This is a genomic window from Pseudomonas uvaldensis (genome assembly GCF_021271205.1).
Lineage (GTDB): Bacteria > Pseudomonadota > Gammaproteobacteria > Pseudomonadales > Pseudomonadaceae > Aquipseudomonas > Aquipseudomonas uvaldensis.
In genome coordinates, this window is the sequence record NZ_JAIWKS010000002.1 from 65,424 (window position 1) to 80,932 (window position 15,509).

Annotated in this window: 12 protein-coding genes; 7 read left to right on the plus strand and 5 right to left on the minus strand. The window is 60.4% G+C overall.

Annotation, left to right across the window (positions count from 1 at the left end; translation table 11 throughout):
* The first annotated feature begins 9 nt into the window (after positions 1–9).
* Positions 10–2,361 carry a bifunctional acylase PvdQ gene (gene pvdQ / locus LCU97_RS03895; protein ID WP_456300293.1) on the plus strand — a complete coding sequence of 784 codons (2,352 nt, stop codon included), beginning with the start codon at positions 10–12 and terminating at the stop codon, positions 2,359–2,361.
* 69 nt (positions 2,362–2,430) lie between these two features.
* Here pvdQ and LCU97_RS03900 read toward each other — a convergent pair whose 3' ends face one another.
* A complete protein-coding gene (locus LCU97_RS03900; RefSeq protein ID WP_053151455.1) occupies positions 2,431–3,432 on the minus strand; it encodes a FecR family protein in 1,002 nt (333 codons plus the stop codon).
* A gap of 181 nt (positions 3,433–3,613) precedes the next feature.
* The gene (locus LCU97_RS03905; protein ID WP_232775616.1) at positions 3,614–8,443 is read right to left on the minus strand and encodes a dermonecrotic toxin domain-containing protein; all 4,830 of its coding nucleotides are present in this window, start codon (positions 8,441–8,443) and stop codon (positions 3,614–3,616) included.
* A gap of 241 nt (positions 8,444–8,684) precedes the next feature.
* On the opposite strand from LCU97_RS03905, the gene LCU97_RS03910 reads away from it, so the two are divergent.
* Positions 8,685–9,716, plus strand: a complete 1,032-nt coding sequence (locus tag LCU97_RS03910; protein WP_232775617.1) for an Ldh family oxidoreductase — start codon at positions 8,685–8,687, stop codon at positions 9,714–9,716.
* A gap of 164 nt (positions 9,717–9,880) precedes the next feature.
* Here the strand turns inward: LCU97_RS03910 and LCU97_RS03915 are convergent, their stop codons facing one another.
* Entirely contained in the window at positions 9,881–10,198 is a 318-nt protein-coding gene (locus tag LCU97_RS03915; protein WP_053151462.1) for a DUF883 family protein, read from the minus strand.
* A gap of 158 nt (positions 10,199–10,356) precedes the next feature.
* On the opposite strand from LCU97_RS03915, the gene LCU97_RS03920 reads away from it, so the two are divergent.
* The gene (locus tag LCU97_RS03920; protein ID WP_053151465.1) at positions 10,357–10,611 is read left to right on the plus strand and encodes a hypothetical protein; all 255 of its coding nucleotides are present in this window, start codon (positions 10,357–10,359) and stop codon (positions 10,609–10,611) included.
* A gap of 2 nt (positions 10,612–10,613) precedes the next feature.
* On the opposite strand, the gene LCU97_RS03925 is transcribed toward LCU97_RS03920, so the two are convergent.
* Positions 10,614–11,522 carry a LysR family transcriptional regulator gene (locus LCU97_RS03925; protein WP_232775618.1) on the minus strand — a complete coding sequence of 303 codons (909 nt, stop codon included), beginning with the start codon at positions 11,520–11,522 and terminating at the stop codon, positions 10,614–10,616.
* A gap of 85 nt (positions 11,523–11,607) precedes the next feature.
* On the opposite strand from LCU97_RS03925, the gene LCU97_RS03930 reads away from it, so the two are divergent.
* Positions 11,608–12,531, plus strand: coding sequence for a carbon-nitrogen hydrolase family protein (locus LCU97_RS03930; RefSeq protein WP_053151470.1), 924 nt, complete (start codon positions 11,608–11,610; stop codon positions 12,529–12,531).
* 1 nt (position 12,532) lies between these two features.
* On the opposite strand, the gene LCU97_RS03935 is transcribed toward LCU97_RS03930, so the two are convergent.
* Complete coding sequence (locus tag LCU97_RS03935; protein WP_232775619.1) at positions 12,533–13,003, minus strand: LEA type 2 family protein; 471 nt, start codon at positions 13,001–13,003, stop codon at positions 12,533–12,535.
* Between the two features lie 106 nt (positions 13,004–13,109).
* Here LCU97_RS03935 and LCU97_RS03940 point away from each other — a divergent pair, with 106 nt between their 5' ends.
* The 3 genes from LCU97_RS03940 (at position 13,110) to zapE (ending at position 15,500) form a co-directional block, all read left to right on the plus strand.
* On the plus strand, positions 13,110–13,826 hold the full coding sequence (locus LCU97_RS03940; RefSeq protein ID WP_053151478.1) for a helix-turn-helix transcriptional regulator: 717 nt from the start codon (positions 13,110–13,112) through the stop codon (positions 13,824–13,826).
* Between the two features lie 51 nt (positions 13,827–13,877).
* A complete protein-coding gene (locus tag LCU97_RS03945; RefSeq protein ID WP_232775620.1) occupies positions 13,878–14,219 on the plus strand; it encodes a nuclear transport factor 2 family protein in 342 nt (113 codons plus the stop codon).
* A 159-nt stretch (positions 14,220–14,378) separates the two neighbouring features.
* Positions 14,379–15,500 carry a cell division protein ZapE gene (zapE, locus tag LCU97_RS03950; protein WP_053151482.1) on the plus strand — a complete coding sequence of 374 codons (1,122 nt, stop codon included), beginning with the start codon at positions 14,379–14,381 and terminating at the stop codon, positions 15,498–15,500.
* The last annotated feature ends 9 nt before the right edge of the window (positions 15,501–15,509 follow it).

The following is a 15,509-nucleotide window of genomic DNA, read 5'->3' on the forward strand; positions in this document are numbered from 1 at the left end:
GGAGTGAACGTGAGAAAGTCCGGGCAGTTATCGAAATTGCGTCTTGCAGGCGCATGTTTAGGAATGGGCCTGGCGCTCACTTCGGTCGCCAACGCTCAAGGCGATGCAGGCCAGGCCAGCGCGGAGATCCGTCGAACCCAATTTGGCGTCCCCCACATCCGGGCCGAAAATGAACGCGGCCTGGGTTACGGCATCGGCTATGCCTATGCCCAGGACAATCTTTGCCTGCTCGCCAACGAGATCGTCACAGTCAACGGCCAGCGCTCCCGCTACTTCGGACCCGAGCAGGTCACGGTGGAACAGCGCAAAAACAGCGCAAGCGACGTGTTCTTCAACTGGCTCAACACCCCGCAGGCGGTCTCCGGCTTCTGGCAGGCCCAGACACCCCAGGTCCAACAGTTGGTCGAGGGCTATGCGACCGGTTACAACCGGGCCCTGGCCGAGCGCCGGGCCAAAGGGCTGCCCGAGCAATGCGCGAGCGACTGGGTGCGGCCCATCACGGCGCTGGACCTGGTCAAGTTGACCCGCCGCCTGCTGGTGGAAGGGGGCGTTGGCCAGTTCGCCGAAGCCCTGGCTGGCGCGCAACCGCCCCAGGCGGCCGCCAGCATTGGTGGCCCGGCCGATTTTTCAGTCGCAGCGCTGCAGCAGCAGCGTTTTGCCCTGGAGCGTGGCAGCAACGGGCTGGCCATCGGCAGCGAGCGTTCGTTCAACGGACGCGGCATGCTGCTGGCGAACCCACATTTCCCGTGGGTGGGGGGCATGCGTTTTTATCAGATGCACCTGACCATTCCCGGCAAGCTGGACGTCATGGGGGCTGCCTTGCCGGGATTACCGATGATCAACATCGGTTTCAGCCGGCACCTGGCCTGGACCCACACGGTCGATACGTCCAAGCATTTCACCCTGTACCGTCTGCAACTCGACCCCAAGGACCCGACCCGCTATTTGCTCGATGGCAAATCCGTTCCGATGAGCCAACAGGCGGTCACGGTGGACATCAAACAACCCGATGGGCAGGTGAAGACGATTTCACGGGTGGTCTACGGCTCGCAGTTCGGCCCGGTCGTGCAATGGCCGGGGCGGCTGGACTGGGATCGACGCTTCGCCTACAGCCTGCGGGACGCGAACCTGGAGAACGACCGGGTGCTGGCCCAGTGGTACGCCATGAATCGGGCGGTCACGCTCAAGGACCTGCAAACGGCCGTCCATGAGATCCAGGGCATTCCCTGGGTCAATACCCTGGCGGTGGACGACCACGGGCAGAGTCTGTACATGAACTTGTCGGTGGTGCCGAACGTGGATGCTGACAAGCTGGCTCGCTGCAGTGACCCTCGGCTCGGTTCGAAGCTTATCGTATTGGATGGCTCGCGCAGCGAGTGTGCCTGGGACATCGATCCCGAAGCGGCGCAGCAAGGCATTTATGCCGCCGAAAGGCAGCCACAGCTGTTGCGCCGCGACTACGTGCAGAATTCCAACGATTCGGCCTGGATGACCAACCCTTCGCAGCCCTTGTCAGGCTATTCGCCCTTGATCAGCCAACAAGGCCAGCCGCTGGGCCCACGGGCACGTTTTGCGTTGGACCGACTCGACAAGCTGGCCAGGAAAGGGCCGGTACGCGTAGAGGACCTGCAGCGCATGGTCATGGACGATCAGGTTTATCTGGCTGATCAGGTCATGCCGGACCTGCTCCGGTTCTGCTCCGCTGATCCGGGACCCGAGGCTGCGGCACTCGCGCAGGTGTGTACCCGCCTGAAGGCCTGGGACCGTACGGCTGGCCTGGATAGCGGATTGGGGTTCATTCATTTCCAGCACATCATGGAGGGCTTTCAGGCTGTCCCTGACTTCTGGCGCGTACCTTTCGATCCCCAAGACCCACAACAGACCCCGCGAGGCCTGGCGATCGAGCAGCCTGCGGTTATCGAGGCGTTGCGCAAGGCCATGCTCGCTTCGGCGGATGCGGTCAAGGCGGCCGGGTTGTCAGTGGACAGTCGCTGGCAGGACGTCCAGGTTGCCAGCAGTCGTGGTCGACAGACGCCAATCCATGGAGGGCCGGGGGAACTGGGGATCTACAACGCAATCCAGAGTGTGCCGCGCGCGAATGGCAAGCGGGAAGTGGTCGGCGGTACCAGTTACCTGCAAGTGGTCACCTTTGATGACAAAGGCCCTCAGGCCCAAGGATTACTGGCGTTTTCCGTCTCCAGCGACCCCGCATCCCCCCATGCGGCAGACCAGACCGAAGCGTTCTCCAGGAAACAATGGAGCGTGTTGCCCTTTACCGAACAGCAGATCAAGGCCGATCCGTACTATCAGGCACTGATTATCCGTGAACGGGATGAGGCGGGAAGGGTGGCTACGCAGTAGGCCGAGGGCGCCGGACTTATCGGCACGGAAGCCGCCATCTCGCTCCTGTTGGGAGAGACGGCGGCTTCTTCACTGATTGGCGGGTCGTTGACCGACGGTGTTGAGGACCGGATTGCCATCCTTGTTCTGCGTCAGGTAGACCGGTAGCACCTTTGGTAACGAAGGCACCAGGTTCTTCACTTCGCTGATGTTGTAGATACCGCCGATACGCAGGGCTCCGGTGTTGTTATCGGCCAGCATGACGGGATGGTCGAGGTAGCGGTTGATCAATGGCAGGGCGTCGGTAAGGGTGAGGTTATTCAGCACCAGCTTGCCGTTGCGCCACGCCAATGAGTTGTCGTCGGCGGGGATCTCGCGGACCTGCGCCTGGAAGTCGCCGGCTTTGTAACTTGCCTGCATGCCGGGTGTGAGCCGCGAACCGTTCTGGGTCAGTGCCTGGTTGCTGGCGACCAGTACCGAGCCTTCCACCAGTGTGACCCGTACCTGATCCTGATACATCCATACGTTGAAGCGGGTACCGGTCACCCGTACCTGGCCTTGGCCGGCCCGGACGATGAATGGGTGCTGGGTATCATGGCTGACTTCGAAGAAGGCCTCGCCCCTTTTCAACGTAACCCGCCGCTCATTCTTGTAGTTGGCGAACACCAGCTCGCTGCCCAGGTTGAGCTCGACCTGACTGCCGTCGCCCAACGTGATGCGGCGAACGCTTGCGTCGGCTTCGAATCGCTCATAGGAATTGGCAAGCCAGCCCAGGTTCCAGCCTGTGTAGGCAGCCAGTGGCAGGCCCACCACCAGCACCGCGGCGGCGGTGGCCAGCGAACGCCAGCGCGACCGAGGCCGGGGCATCGGGGGCGGCGGCGCAGGCTCGACGCGGGGCAGGTGATCGGCGACATCCCAGATTTCCAGCATGGCTTCGTATTCGAAGGCGTGCAGGGGATCGGCATCGTGCCATTGCCTGAAGGCCAGTCGTTCGGCATCGGTGCAGTCGGCAGCATGCATGCGCATGCACCAGTGCGCGGCCGCATCGGTAATGGCGTCGTATTCGGCTTCCGACAGTGTTCGTTCGGTCATTGACTCTTCCTGGTTTGCCGCATTCTAACCTTCGGTATGACCTGTCGAGAACAGTCGTTATGACGTTTGCACGCCAAATGAGCCTGTTTTTTTGGCACAAAGCGTCCACGCCGGTAGGGTGCCGTCGAAGCATCTCACGGTTCCCGTGAAAAAAAGATCAACTGTGCCCACAGGGCGTGGGCTAAGACGCCCCGGCAGGGCTCTGAGCGGGCGGGTCGAGCTGACGCCCCAGCATGCAGATGAGCAACGTCATGGAGTCGGCGTTTCGGAGTATGACGTCGATGCGCTTGTCCGCTGAATTGGGGTCCAGAAAAATATCACGGGCTTCGCTCAGGGTTTTTGCACCTGTGACCTTGAGGATTTCGCTGGCCATGTCTTTGAAGGGCCGCAACAGTTCCAGGCTCTTGAGCTCGCCAGCGATGTGATCCCATGCCATGAATAACTTGGACCTTGGCGTGGTCAGCGACAATCCGTGGAGTTGACGGGCTTTCAGGTCATCCTGCTTGAGTCGGCCCAGCTCGGAGTCTGTCGAGATGAGGTCGTAGAACGGCAGCGCCGCGTCCAGGTAGACAATGTCGTAGGTATCGAAAAGCTGGTGGGTTATTTCATGGATGAGCGTCGCTCCCTGGGCATGAGCATCGACATTGAACGTCTCCGGGACCAGCTCCTTGTATTGATCCAGCCCCACCTCGAAGAACAGTTGGGTCAAATAGATTCTTCCCTCTGCCTTCGCCCCCAGGACGAACGCAGTCGACGTGTCGTCTATGTCCTTGAGGTTTCCGATCACGATGCGGTCGGCGTTCTGCGATTCCCAGGAAGGATCGGCCAATGCCTTGCAGATCGGCGCAATCGCGGTATTGATTTTTTCGATCAGGTTCGCATCGACACGACTGACGCCGAAGAAAAGCTTCAGGAAAGTGTCCAGCCTGGAGCCCGGTGCCAGTTGTCGCCGAGCTTGCCCCAGATTATGCAGTGCATTCGATGAATAGAACCTTGCGGTCTCCAGTGCCTGCACGATTGCATTGGCACAGTGAGGATATTTTCTGCGTATCTGCGTCATACCTTTGGCTTCGATATTGAGCGAGATGGTCGCCTTGTAGTCGCTATATGAGTTTGCCAGGGTCGACATCACCTTGCCGTAACGAATGGTTTGTCGATTTGGGTCAATCAGCCATTCCTGGCCCCCGGGCGCTTTTTTCAGTATCGGTCCTTCTCCATTCTCATGGACGATGCGCCACACCTGGTTGGCTTTCGCCACCTGGAAGACTTTACCGGCCAGGCAGGCATACGCTTTGCTGGACCCGGCGGCGCGGTAGGTGCCGTCGATAAGGTTTCGCTGCAGGTCGCACAGGCTGACGTCCGTAGCCTCGAAGGCTTGCAGATTGGTGCGGGTCGGGGCGGTGGACGCGATATCCGGCCAACTGGCGGGGGCCGCTACGGAGGCGGTTGGCGAGACTGGATCGAGCAGACCAAACGTGTCGTCGCGATTGAGAAAGCCCAGCGACACCATTTCTGCCGCACCGGCGACAAAATCATGCATGCCAGTCTTCCAGTCATGTTGCTGCAAGGCCTCGGCAGACGCTTTGAAATCCTGGTAGCTCTCCCACAGGGTCTCGAAAAACGCCAGTTTGCCCGGCAGGTGCCGTCCTGCGAACTTCACTCCGGAGCTGAATACATGCAGGACCGTTTCCCAGTCGAATTGACGCTTGCTGTCGGTTTGCGTAGTCAACAAGTCCGATAACACCTGCACATTGTCGTCAAACAACGCATCGAACAGGTTTCCCCGAATTGGATTGGAGGCCAGGGTGATCTCCGAGCGCTGTCCCATTGTAGAGGCGAACAGGTTCCTGAATAGACTTTGCTGGTTCGCGGGAAGCCGATTGATCACCAGATCCTGAAGCGCTCCCGGCAGGTTGAGCGCAGCGATAAGGCTCGCTTCGTCTTTGAACTCGGTAAGGGCCGGGCCTGCTAGGTAAGGCGAGTACAGCACGTGGGGCGCTTTCGCATCGGTGCTCGATCCGATCAGGTACAGTCCCAGGGCTTTGATGGCCGTGGCACCGTCGGTTTTGATCAGCTCCAATGGCCGAATCAGCGCATTCGCCCCCCTCACGGCCTGACGCGCGATGGCGTCCGGCATGTCCAGTACCTGGCGGATCAGATCGAATGCGGAAGGGGACAGGTATTGTTGCAAATGGCGTGCGTGGGCGTATTGCAACAGTTGCCAAGGTAATTGACGGCGAAAACGCTGCCTTCTCGATTGGGCGTCCACGCCCTTGCCGGAAAGCTTTTCCTGGACGTGTTGCTTATACGAGGTGGCGATATCGAGTGACAGTTGCATCTGTTTGACGGTCGTTTCGTTGAGGCGCTCAGGCAATGTTTGCCGGGAAGTAGAGGACACCGTGAATCCGGTCCTTTGGGTTGACTCGAGGTGATTCAAGGCGAAATCGGTCAGCGGACTGGCAGGGCCTGCGAGTGCCAGGTTCGGCGTGATCTGAAGTGTGGCCGGGTCCAGGTCGTTTTCGGCAAAGCGCGCATTCAGCAGTGTTTTCAGTTTTTTGTACGCATACGTGTGCAGCGGCTCGATGCCGTCCAGATAGTCTTTGCCGTCGCTCACGTTGCTCCTGTATTGCTCCAGCAGATCAACGTGCAGGCGTTGATCTTCAAGAGAGGCCGAGCCGAGCCAGGCGGGCAATTTCTGTCGCCATCTGTCGGCCTGGGCAATACGTATCGCGCGCGGAAGGTTGGTGGGAGCGCCTTTGTTCACCAGGGATTTCAGACTCTTTGCAAGAGCCTGCCCGGTCAGTTGCCAGTCTCCGCTTTTCAATGTGCTCAAGTAGCCTTGCTCGGCCTCGAAAAAATGGATGAAGGAGTTCATCCGGTTCAACAGCACGTTGTCCTCGATCAGCTCAAATGCCTCGAGCTGATATCGGCCATGGGGCTTGCGTTGAGCAGGGGGCAGGTTGACCAACAGGCTGAAGCGTTTTCTGGAGTCGAGCAGGTACCGGTTGATTTCCCGGGTGGCGATTTCGACGGAGGGAAAAACCTGAAGCCCATCCGAAGGTGTCCAGAGAATCGCCAGGCCTGAATAAGGCGTGTCCAGGCCTCCGCGTTCGGTCAGAAAAAAACAATTGGCGACAGGAAGGGACGTCGTCTGGTCTTCAGTGATGCAACTGAGTCTCAAGGCGTAGACATCTGGCCGAAAGCCTTTGACGCCGATACGTTGATCACGGTCCGGGTAATCGGGGTCGTAGGCGAAAACGCTGCCGATGAGGTCGTGGGCAGCCGGCGCCAGTGTGCCGTCAAGCTCCCGTAGCTCAGCCTCGGCGCGTATTCCGACGGAGAATACGTTGGTGAGTTTCGAACGCAAACCTCTCAACTCCTTGAGCAGGGAGAGGTCAGTGGAGACCGACAGTTGGCCGAACAGTGTATTGAAAGCGTCCTCGACGCTGGCATAAGTCTTGATTTTTCTTTCCAACTGATCGGCCATCAGACTGGATGGGCGCAAGTCTCCATGAAGCGCTGGCCGGGTGCCCCAATGACCGCTGGTTTGATGCCTCAGGAGGCTTTTGTCGACCAGGGTCCGTATGTCCAACGCCTTGTCGACGAGGGCATGTACGTTCATTTTGTCCTGGCGGGACATTTCCAAGGTGTAATGGAGATTGTTGATCTGTTTGGCAATGATTGAGTTCGCCAGGGACTCGAATACCGGCAAGGCCACCGGATGCCCCGACACTTGTGGTTCGTCGAAGCGCAAGAAACGGTTGCGCTCCTCCAGGCTCATGAGACCGTACAACGCTTCCTTTCGCGTGGTGCTGGCTGGCGTATCGAACAGCGCGTGCTTGAAACCCAGATAATCCTCGACGACCTGCACGCCCTGGCTGGGTGTATAGAGGTAGTGCCCTTTGGCGCTGATCATCAATGAGCCCGCAAGCTCTACGTACAGCGGGGCGTACTCCCAGAGACGAATCGTTTCGATGAACTGCAGCGGTTCGTCCGGGCGGGAAGGCCTGAACAGCCGCAGCAGCTCCCGGCTTTGCGTAGCCGTCAGTTGTCGTTGTTCCCGCTTGATCAGGATGTCCGCTCGCATTGCATCGCTGAGCACCTGGGAAAGAAACGACCGGCGTGGCGCATGAAAAGGGCCGCTGGCGTCCCAGTACGTCTCGATGCAGCCGACAAGCCGGGGAATCAGGCTTGCGGCGGTGACCCTCAGCAGGCTTTCCCACTCCCGCGAATTACCGGGCGATGCCGTTATTTCAGGGTGCACGAATTCGACGTCATGTCCGTAGGGGCGTCCCTGATGGTGAAAGTAGACCAGGATCGCGTCGGCCAATGACAGGATTCTGGTTACTTTATGGGTCTTGGACTCGCCCGGACTGCCGTGAGTGCTGATGGCCACCCGGGTATGCCGATGGTCGAAGTTCGAGGCTACTTCGTTCAGTATCTCGTCGAGCATCCGGTTCAGCGAGGGTAGTGCGATCAGCTGCTTCACCAACAGGTGCCCGTTGAGGGCTTGAGTGTGCTCGATGGATTCGACCTGAGACCTGAAGACATCACCTTCAATTGGTTTACGGGTCAGCACGATGGTAGTCGCGCCGTTCAGTTCGGCCCGTTGAGAGATTGAAAGCAGTTGGAACAAAGCGTCTCGCTCGGCGGGGATCGCCAGCATTTCGTTGATCTTCGTTTCGAGAGATTCCAGGCTGTCGAATTTTTCAATACCACGCCAGGGCGTGTAGAGAAACGCAGGCTTGTCGTTCGATGTACCGGCTTCTGGCAGGGCGGACAGGGCAAAGCAGCCGGCCAGTGGGATCGGGGCCTTGTCCTCGACTTCGAACCGAAGGGTTTCGGCAGTCATCGGGGGCGTCTGCGCGGCGCGTAGGGTGTGGCTGGGCAGCGCGGCGTGGTGCAGCCAGTCGAGGTCCTGCTGTGTCAATCCGTCGGGTGAGATCAGTTCGGCCAGGCGGGTGGCCCCCAGTACTTCGGGAAACAGCAGTGGCGTGGTTTCGGTGGTCATCGTCGCTTCTCGGTCAAGGCGCCGCGAGGCGGCACTCCAATGAAAAGCGGTCAGGCTAGGGGGGAGTGAACAGGCAAGGGTGGTACATAGTTACCGCACGCCAGGTTCCGGAGCTGTCAAGCTGCAGGGCCTTCAGGCCTGTCTGCGCGAAGGTTGACAGCGTATTCGTGAAGCAGTGTTAATCACCGGGCTGGTTTCTCTAACGCTGTTGCTACCTCCAACAATCACTCTGGAGCTTCAGATGTCTGCGCAATCCGATCACACCGCTTCCGGCCCCCTGTCCTACGATGTCCTGGTGAGTTTGCTGGAGAAGATTTTCCTGCGGCATGGCACTTCGGCCGAAGTCGCCCGGACCCTGGCGCAGAATTGCGCCAGCGCTGAGCGCGACGGTGCCCACAGCCATGGGGTCTTTCGCATTCCCGGCTATGTCTCGACGCTCAAGAGCGGTTGGGTGAATGGCCAGGCAGTGCCGGTGGTCGAGGACATCGCATCAGGGTTCGTCCGGGTGGACGCCGGTAACGGTTTCGCCCAACCGGCCCTGGCCGCCGCGCGTCCATTGTTGGTGGCGAAGGCCCGTAGTGCCGGCATCGCGGTACTGGCTATCCGAAACTCGCACCACTTCGCGGCGCTCTGGCCGGATGTCGAGCCGTTTGCCTACGAAGGGTTGGTGGCGCTGAGCGTGGTGAACAGCATGACTTGCGTGGTGCCCCATGGCGCGGATCGTCCGTTGTTCGGCACCAACCCCATTGCCTTCGCCGCGCCTCGGGCCGGTGGCGAGCCGATTGTCTTCGACCTGGCAACCAGCGCCATTGCCCACGGTGACGTGCAGATCGCTGCCCGCAAGGGCGAGCTGTTACCGCCGGGCATGGGGGTGGATAGCCGGGGCCGACCGACATGCGATCCGAAGGCGATTCTCGAAGGGGGCGCGCTCTTGCCGTTTGGCGGGCACAAGGGCTCTGCGTTATCGATGATGGTCGAGTTGCTGGCCGCCGCCCTGACCGGAGGCAATTTTTCCTTCGAATTCGACTGGAACAACCACCCGGGTGCCAAGACGCCGTGGACCGGCCAGTTACTGATCGTGATCGACCCGAGCAAGGCCGCCGGGCAGGACTTCGCCGAGCGCAGCCAGGAACTGGTCAGGCAAATGCAGGGGGTGGGCCTGCAACGGCTGCCAGGGGATCGTCGGCATCGCGAGCGTCGTCAATCCAATGAGAGCGGGATTGCACTGGATGAGCAGACGATGGCGCAGTTGCGGGAGCTTGCGGGCGTATAACCAGGATGTAGGATCTGGGCTTACCCGCGATAGCGTTCTGCCTGAATCGGTGATGTTGGAGGCACTGGCCTCATCGCGAGCAGGCTCGCTCCCACAGGGTTGGTGGTGTGTCTGAAAGAACGCTGTCCTTGTGGAAGCGAGCCCTGCTCCTCAGGTGTGGCGGGTCAGCGCCGTCCGAGCAATAAGCCCACCACCAGCCCGAAGCCGGCGGAAATTGCCACGGTTTGCCACGGGTGGCCGCCAATGTAGTTTTCGGTGGCATCGACCATGGGGCGGGTGCGTTCGCGCGCACTGGCAAGCGAATCCAGGGCCAGTTGCAGTTTCTGGGTGATCTGGCCCCGCAGGTTCTCGGCGTCTTCGCCGACCAGCGCTGTGCTGCTCTTGAGCAGCTTTTCCGACTCTTCGATCAGGACCTTCAGTTCGCTGAACACTTGATCCTTGATTTGCTCTCCGTTTGCTTGCTCGGTGTTTTTACGAGGCATCGAATGGCTCCTGGGGGATGGCGATGAACAATTGAGTGTGACGCTTGAGCGAAAGTTGCAGCCTTGGGCAATCATCGCAGTATCCAAACTCAATCGGGGTTAAGACGTTTCCCTGCAAGGTGTAAGATGTCGCCTATTTACGCAACAGGTAATTCCCCATGAGCTTCAATCTGGCTGACAAACCCCTGGCCGAGCGCGCTGCACTGGAAGACGAAAAATCCCGACTGTTCGAACTGTGGCAGAACAATCTGGGCAAGGCCAAGGGTGAGGCTGCCCGTTTGTTTGGTGAGCGTTCCAAGCGCAAGGGCAAGTGGGCCGAGTGGGTGCGTGCGGAACTGGACGGCATGTCGCCTCCGGAATTCGCCAATATGGTGCGCAGTGAAGTCAATCGTCTGATGGCGGCAAATAAATAGGCCTATGCAAAGGTGGCGACAATAGCCTCGCGAACCTTGATCACCGCAGGATCCATTTGGGTTGGGGTTCGCCAGCCCAGTTCGATAGGGTAGCGCGGTAATGCAATGGGACAGGGCAACAACGCCAGACCGCTGAGCGCCGCGATGGCCCGGGCGGCATGCCTCGGAATGGTCGCTACCGCCTGGCTGCCCTTGAGCAGAAACGGCAATGCGGCAAAATGAGTGGTCGACGCGCACACCTTCCGGCTCAGCCCGAGCCCGGCCAACCCCTCGTCGGTGATACCGATGAAGCCGCCGGATGAGACCAGCAGATGTTCGCGGGCCACGAACGCATCTAGCGTGAGGGTCACCTGGTCCTCTGCCAGGCTGGCCTGGTCGACCAGGCACGCATAATCGCCTTCCCCCAATACCTGGCGACTGAGCAACCGCTGCGAAAACCCTCCCGCCGTGATCGCCAGGTCCAGGGTGCGCTCCATCAGGTTACGGCCAACGATCTGGCTGTGGGTCTGGCGGAAAATCAACCGCAATCCGGGCGCACGTCGGGCCACTTCTTCGATCAGCCGCCGCCCATAAGCCACCTCGAAGTCATCGGACAGACCGACGATGACCGAGCGACCTTCGTAGCGACCGGCATCCGGATCGATCATCGCCAGGCTCTGGCGACACTTGTCCAGTGCATCGCTGATGACCGGTTTGAGCTGGTTGGCCCGCAAAGTCGGGGCCAGGCCGCGGCCGGTGCGCACGAATAATTGATCGTCATACAGACCTCGCAATCTGCGCAAGGCAGCGCTGATGGCCGACTGTGTCACACCCAGGCGCAGGGCGGCCCGGCTGGCGCTGGACTCGTCGTGCAGGGCTTCGAAGGTCTTGAGCAGATTGAGGTCGACGTCTTCGATATTCATATAGCTCATATCATTTAGCAGTGTTCAGGGCTTTATTCATGATCAATCGGCGTCCGAAAATCGGCAACACCCCAATGATCAGGAGTTGCAACCCATGCCAAAATCCATCGTCGCCGCCCTGCAGATCGGTTCCTTGCCCGGCGGCAAGGGCGAAACCCTGGCGCAGATCCTCTCTTATGAGGAGGCAATACGTCAGGCCGGTGCCCGATTGGTGGTCATGCCCGAGGCCCTGCTGGGCGGGTATCCCAAGGGAGAAGGTTTCGGTACTCAACTGGGCTATCGGCTGCCGGAGGGACGCGAGGCGTTCGCCCGCTATTTCGCCAATGCCATCGACGTGCCCGGGGTCGAGACCGAAGCGCTGGCCGGGCTCTCGGCGCGCACCGGGGCGAGCCTGGTGCTGGGCGTGATCGAGCGGGCTGGCAGTACGCTTTATTGCACGGCCCTGTATTTCGAACCCGAGGCAGGTCTGGTGGCCAGGCATCGCAAACTGATGCCCACCGGCACGGAGCGGCTGATCTGGGGCAAGGGCGATGGCTCGACATTGCCAGTGATCGACAGCCAGGTCGGCCGTGTGGGCGCGGCGGTGTGCTGGGAAAACATGATGCCGCTGCTGCGCACGGCGATGTACGCCAAGGGCGTCGAGGTGTGGTGTGCGCCGACGGTGGATGAACGGGATATGTGGCAGGTGACCATGCGTCACATTGCCCATGAGGGCCGGTGCTTCGTGGTCAGCGCCTGTCAGGTCCAGGCCTCGCCCCAGGCGCTGGGGATCGAGATCGCGAACTGGCCGACCGAACGTCCGTTGATCGCCGGCGGCAGTGTCATCGTCGGCCCCATGGGGGATGTGTTGGCCGGTCCGCTGAAAGACAGGGCAGGGTTGCTGACGGCTGAAATCGATACCGACGATCTGGTGCGGGCGCGCTACGACTATGACGTGGTCGGGCACTATGCCCGGCCGGATGTGTTCGAGCTGGTGGTGGACGAGCGGGCCAGGCCCGGCGTGCGGTTTACCGCGTAAGTCACCAAGTGGTCGTGGGGGCCCGCAAGTCCAGGGTCCCGCGGTCGACGAAGCGCACGGTACCGAACAACCCGCCCGCGAGCTTGCCCTTGAGCACGTAGGGCAGGTTGTCCAGGCTCTGGGCCTGGCTCAGGCCCAGCGTTTGGCGCAGCACCGAAAAAGCCGAGATGCTGACTGGTACACTCAGCACCTGCTCGGAAAACCTCGGGATGGAGCCTGTCTGATCACTCACCCCTGACGCCAGCGTGCGTCCATTGACCTCCAGGTCCAGCGCCACGCCGTTATAGTCGATGCCGATGTCGTTGGGGTTCTGCAAGCGCAGTTTCACCGCGAAACGCATCTCCAGTTCCTGGCTGGGCAAGGGTTCGATGCCCACCACATTGATGTTCAGCGGATCATGGCGCTGCCAGAGGGTACAGCCGCTCAGGCTCATGAGCATCAGGAGAATGGACAAACCAATGATTCTGCGCATGGGACTCTCACGATTAGTAGGGAGCCAGAGGACGCCGGGCTCCTGACAGTTTCTGACACCGGCCTCTGCTAATCTGCGTCAACTTTTTCCTTCCGGATAGTCCATCGTGTCGCGTACCACCCGGCTGCTCACTTTGTTGCAAGTCTTGCGCGGCAAGCGCTGTCCGGTTACCGCCGCGACATTGGCGGCCGAGTTGAAAGTGTCCGAGCGCACACTTTATCGAGATATCGCCGAGCTGACCGCCCTTGGGGCGCCGATCCAGGGGGAGGCCGGCATCGGTTATGTCTTGCGTAGCGGTTTGTTCCTGCCGCCCCTGATGTTCACCGCGGACGAAATCGAGGCCATTGTGTTGGGCTTGCGCTACGTGGATCAGCGTGGCGACGAGGTGCTGGGCAAGGCCGCTGCCGATGCCTTGGCGAAGGTCGCCGCCGTGCTGGCCCCTGACGTCCGGGATGCCTTGCAGAACCCGACGGTGCTGCCCGGTCCGCCGGGTTATGGCTACCCGCAGAATACCGTGGAATTGAATGTGTACCGCCAGGCCATTCGTACCCAGGCGAAGCTGTTCATCGATTACGTCGACGTCAACAACACACCGAGCCAGCGGTTGATCTGGCCGCTCGCCCTGGGCTTTTTCAACGAGGCGCGGGTCGTGGTGGCCTGGTGCGAATTGCGCGGTGCCTACCGGACCTTTCGCACCGATCGGATTGCGTCCGCCACCGAGCAGGGAGAGCGCTATCCCGGCAGGCGCAGCGATCTGTTGCGAGCCTGGATGAAGCTCATGCAACTGGATGAAACCGGACGTTTCACTCCTGACAAAAACTGACATTGCGCTGTTTTAGCATGGTGCCAGATCGATAAAACAAGGAGCCGTACCATGTCCAATCCCGTCTCTTCCCTGGCCCCGGCCATCGCCGGCTATATAGCGGCCGCCAATGCCCGTGACAGTTCGGCGGCGGTGCGTTTTTTCGCCGAGGACGCCAATGTCTTCGATGAGGGCCAACACCGGGCAGGCACCCAGGCCATCGCCCAATGGATGGAGGACACCGCCCAACGTTACCAGCCTCGGGTGGAAGTCCTGAACGTGCAGCAACGCACCGGCAAGGTGCTGGTACACAACCTGATCTCCGGGACCTTTCCCGGCAGCCCACTGGAGTTGCGGTACACCTTCCGGCTCGATGAACAAGGGAAGATCAGCCGGCTGGATATCTCGGCCTAGAGCCGCAATTGTGTAGGACCAGAGCTTGCTCGCGAAGGCGGTGGTCAGTCTGCATGGATTTTTGATAGGCGACCGCAGTGCCGTCATCGCGGACAAGCCTTGCTCCCACAGGGTTTCCACATGGCATACTCCCGGCTTCTCTTTTCGGACCCGGGCCGCATGTCTTTCGATTCTCCCCTGAGTGCCTGGCAGCATGCCATCGAGCATCACGGTTTCGTCCAGGACGAAGCCCAGGAGTTGGCCATCATGGCCCTGGAGCAATGCCACAAGGCGGTGCACGAGGGTCGGAAATCAATCCAGGGCGTCTATCTCTGGGGGCCGGTAGGACGTGGCAAGACCTGGTTGATGGATCGTTTCTATGAAAGTCTCAAGGTCCCGGCGCGACGTCAGCATTTCCACCATTTCATGGCCTGGGTGCACCAGCGCTCATTCCAGCTCACCGGCACGCCGGATCCCCTGCAGGCCCTGGCCCGTGAGTTGAGCGCCGAGGTGCGGGTGCTGTGTTTCGACGAACTGTTCGTCACCGACATCGGTGATGCCATGATTCTCGGTCGGCTGTTCCAGGTGATGTTCGAGCGGGGCATGGTGATCGTCAGCACCTCCAACCTGCCGCCCGAAGAACTTTATGCCAATGGCCACAACCGTGAGCGGTTCCTGTCGACCATCACGGCGATCAAGCAACACATGCAAATCGTGCCGGTGAACGGGTGGCAAGACCATCGCCAGCACCCGGGTGCGCTGCAACAACGTTATTGGTTGTTGGAAGCCGGGCAGCCCGACCCCCTGGCTGAAACTTTTGCCCGATTGACCGCAGGGCAAGCCCTTGGCAGCGGGCCGATAGAAGTGGGCCATCGGTCGCTTGAACCGGTCCAGGCCAGCGACACGGTACTCTGGAGTCGGTACGCGGACCTGTGCGAACAGCCGTTTTCGGCCCTGGATTTCATGGCGTTGTGTGACCGCTTCAGGGTTATTCTGCTCAGCGACGTGCCCAGCCTGAGTGCCCAACAGCGCGAGGGACGAATCGCCCGAGGTACCGAAGACGCTGTCGAGCGGGTCGAGGCGGGGGATCGGGAGTTGCCACAGCTGTCGGTTCACGATGACGGAGTTAGGCGCTTCATCGCCCTGATCGATGAATGCTACGATCGCAAAGTGCCGCTGTACCTTTCGGCCCGGGTGCCGATGGAACAGCTGTACACCGAGGGCTATCTGCAATTTCCGTTTCGCCGTACCCTCAGTCGCCTCCAGGAAATGCAACTGCAACGTTTTGGTCAGCCTGTCTGACCGGTATCC

What these genes read in the sequence shown, in the direction of transcription:
- LCU97_RS03900 (WP_053151455.1), bottom strand. Translation starts at nt 3,432, where the DNA reads ATGACCGAACGAACACTGTCGGAAGCCGAATACGACGCCATTACCGAT.
- LCU97_RS03905 (WP_232775616.1), bottom strand. Translation starts at nt 8,443, where the DNA reads ATGACCACCGAAACCACGCCACTGCTGTTTCCCGAAGTACTGGGGGCC.
- LCU97_RS03910 (WP_232775617.1), top strand. Translation starts at nt 8,685, where the DNA reads ATGTCTGCGCAATCCGATCACACCGCTTCCGGCCCCCTGTCCTACGAT.
- LCU97_RS03915 (WP_053151462.1), bottom strand. Translation starts at nt 10,198, where the DNA reads ATGCCTCGTAAAAACACCGAGCAAGCAAACGGAGAGCAAATCAAGGAT.
- LCU97_RS03920 (WP_053151465.1), top strand. Translation starts at nt 10,357, where the DNA reads ATGAGCTTCAATCTGGCTGACAAACCCCTGGCCGAGCGCGCTGCACTG.
- LCU97_RS03925 (WP_232775618.1), bottom strand. Translation starts at nt 11,522, where the DNA reads ATGAGCTATATGAATATCGAAGACGTCGACCTCAATCTGCTCAAGACC.
- LCU97_RS03930 (WP_053151470.1), top strand. Translation starts at nt 11,608, where the DNA reads ATGCCAAAATCCATCGTCGCCGCCCTGCAGATCGGTTCCTTGCCCGGC.
- LCU97_RS03935 (WP_232775619.1), bottom strand. Translation starts at nt 13,003, where the DNA reads ATGCGCAGAATCATTGGTTTGTCCATTCTCCTGATGCTCATGAGCCTG.
- LCU97_RS03945 (WP_232775620.1), top strand. Translation starts at nt 13,878, where the DNA reads ATGTCCAATCCCGTCTCTTCCCTGGCCCCGGCCATCGCCGGCTATATA.
- zapE (WP_053151482.1), top strand. Translation starts at nt 14,379, where the DNA reads ATGTCTTTCGATTCTCCCCTGAGTGCCTGGCAGCATGCCATCGAGCAT.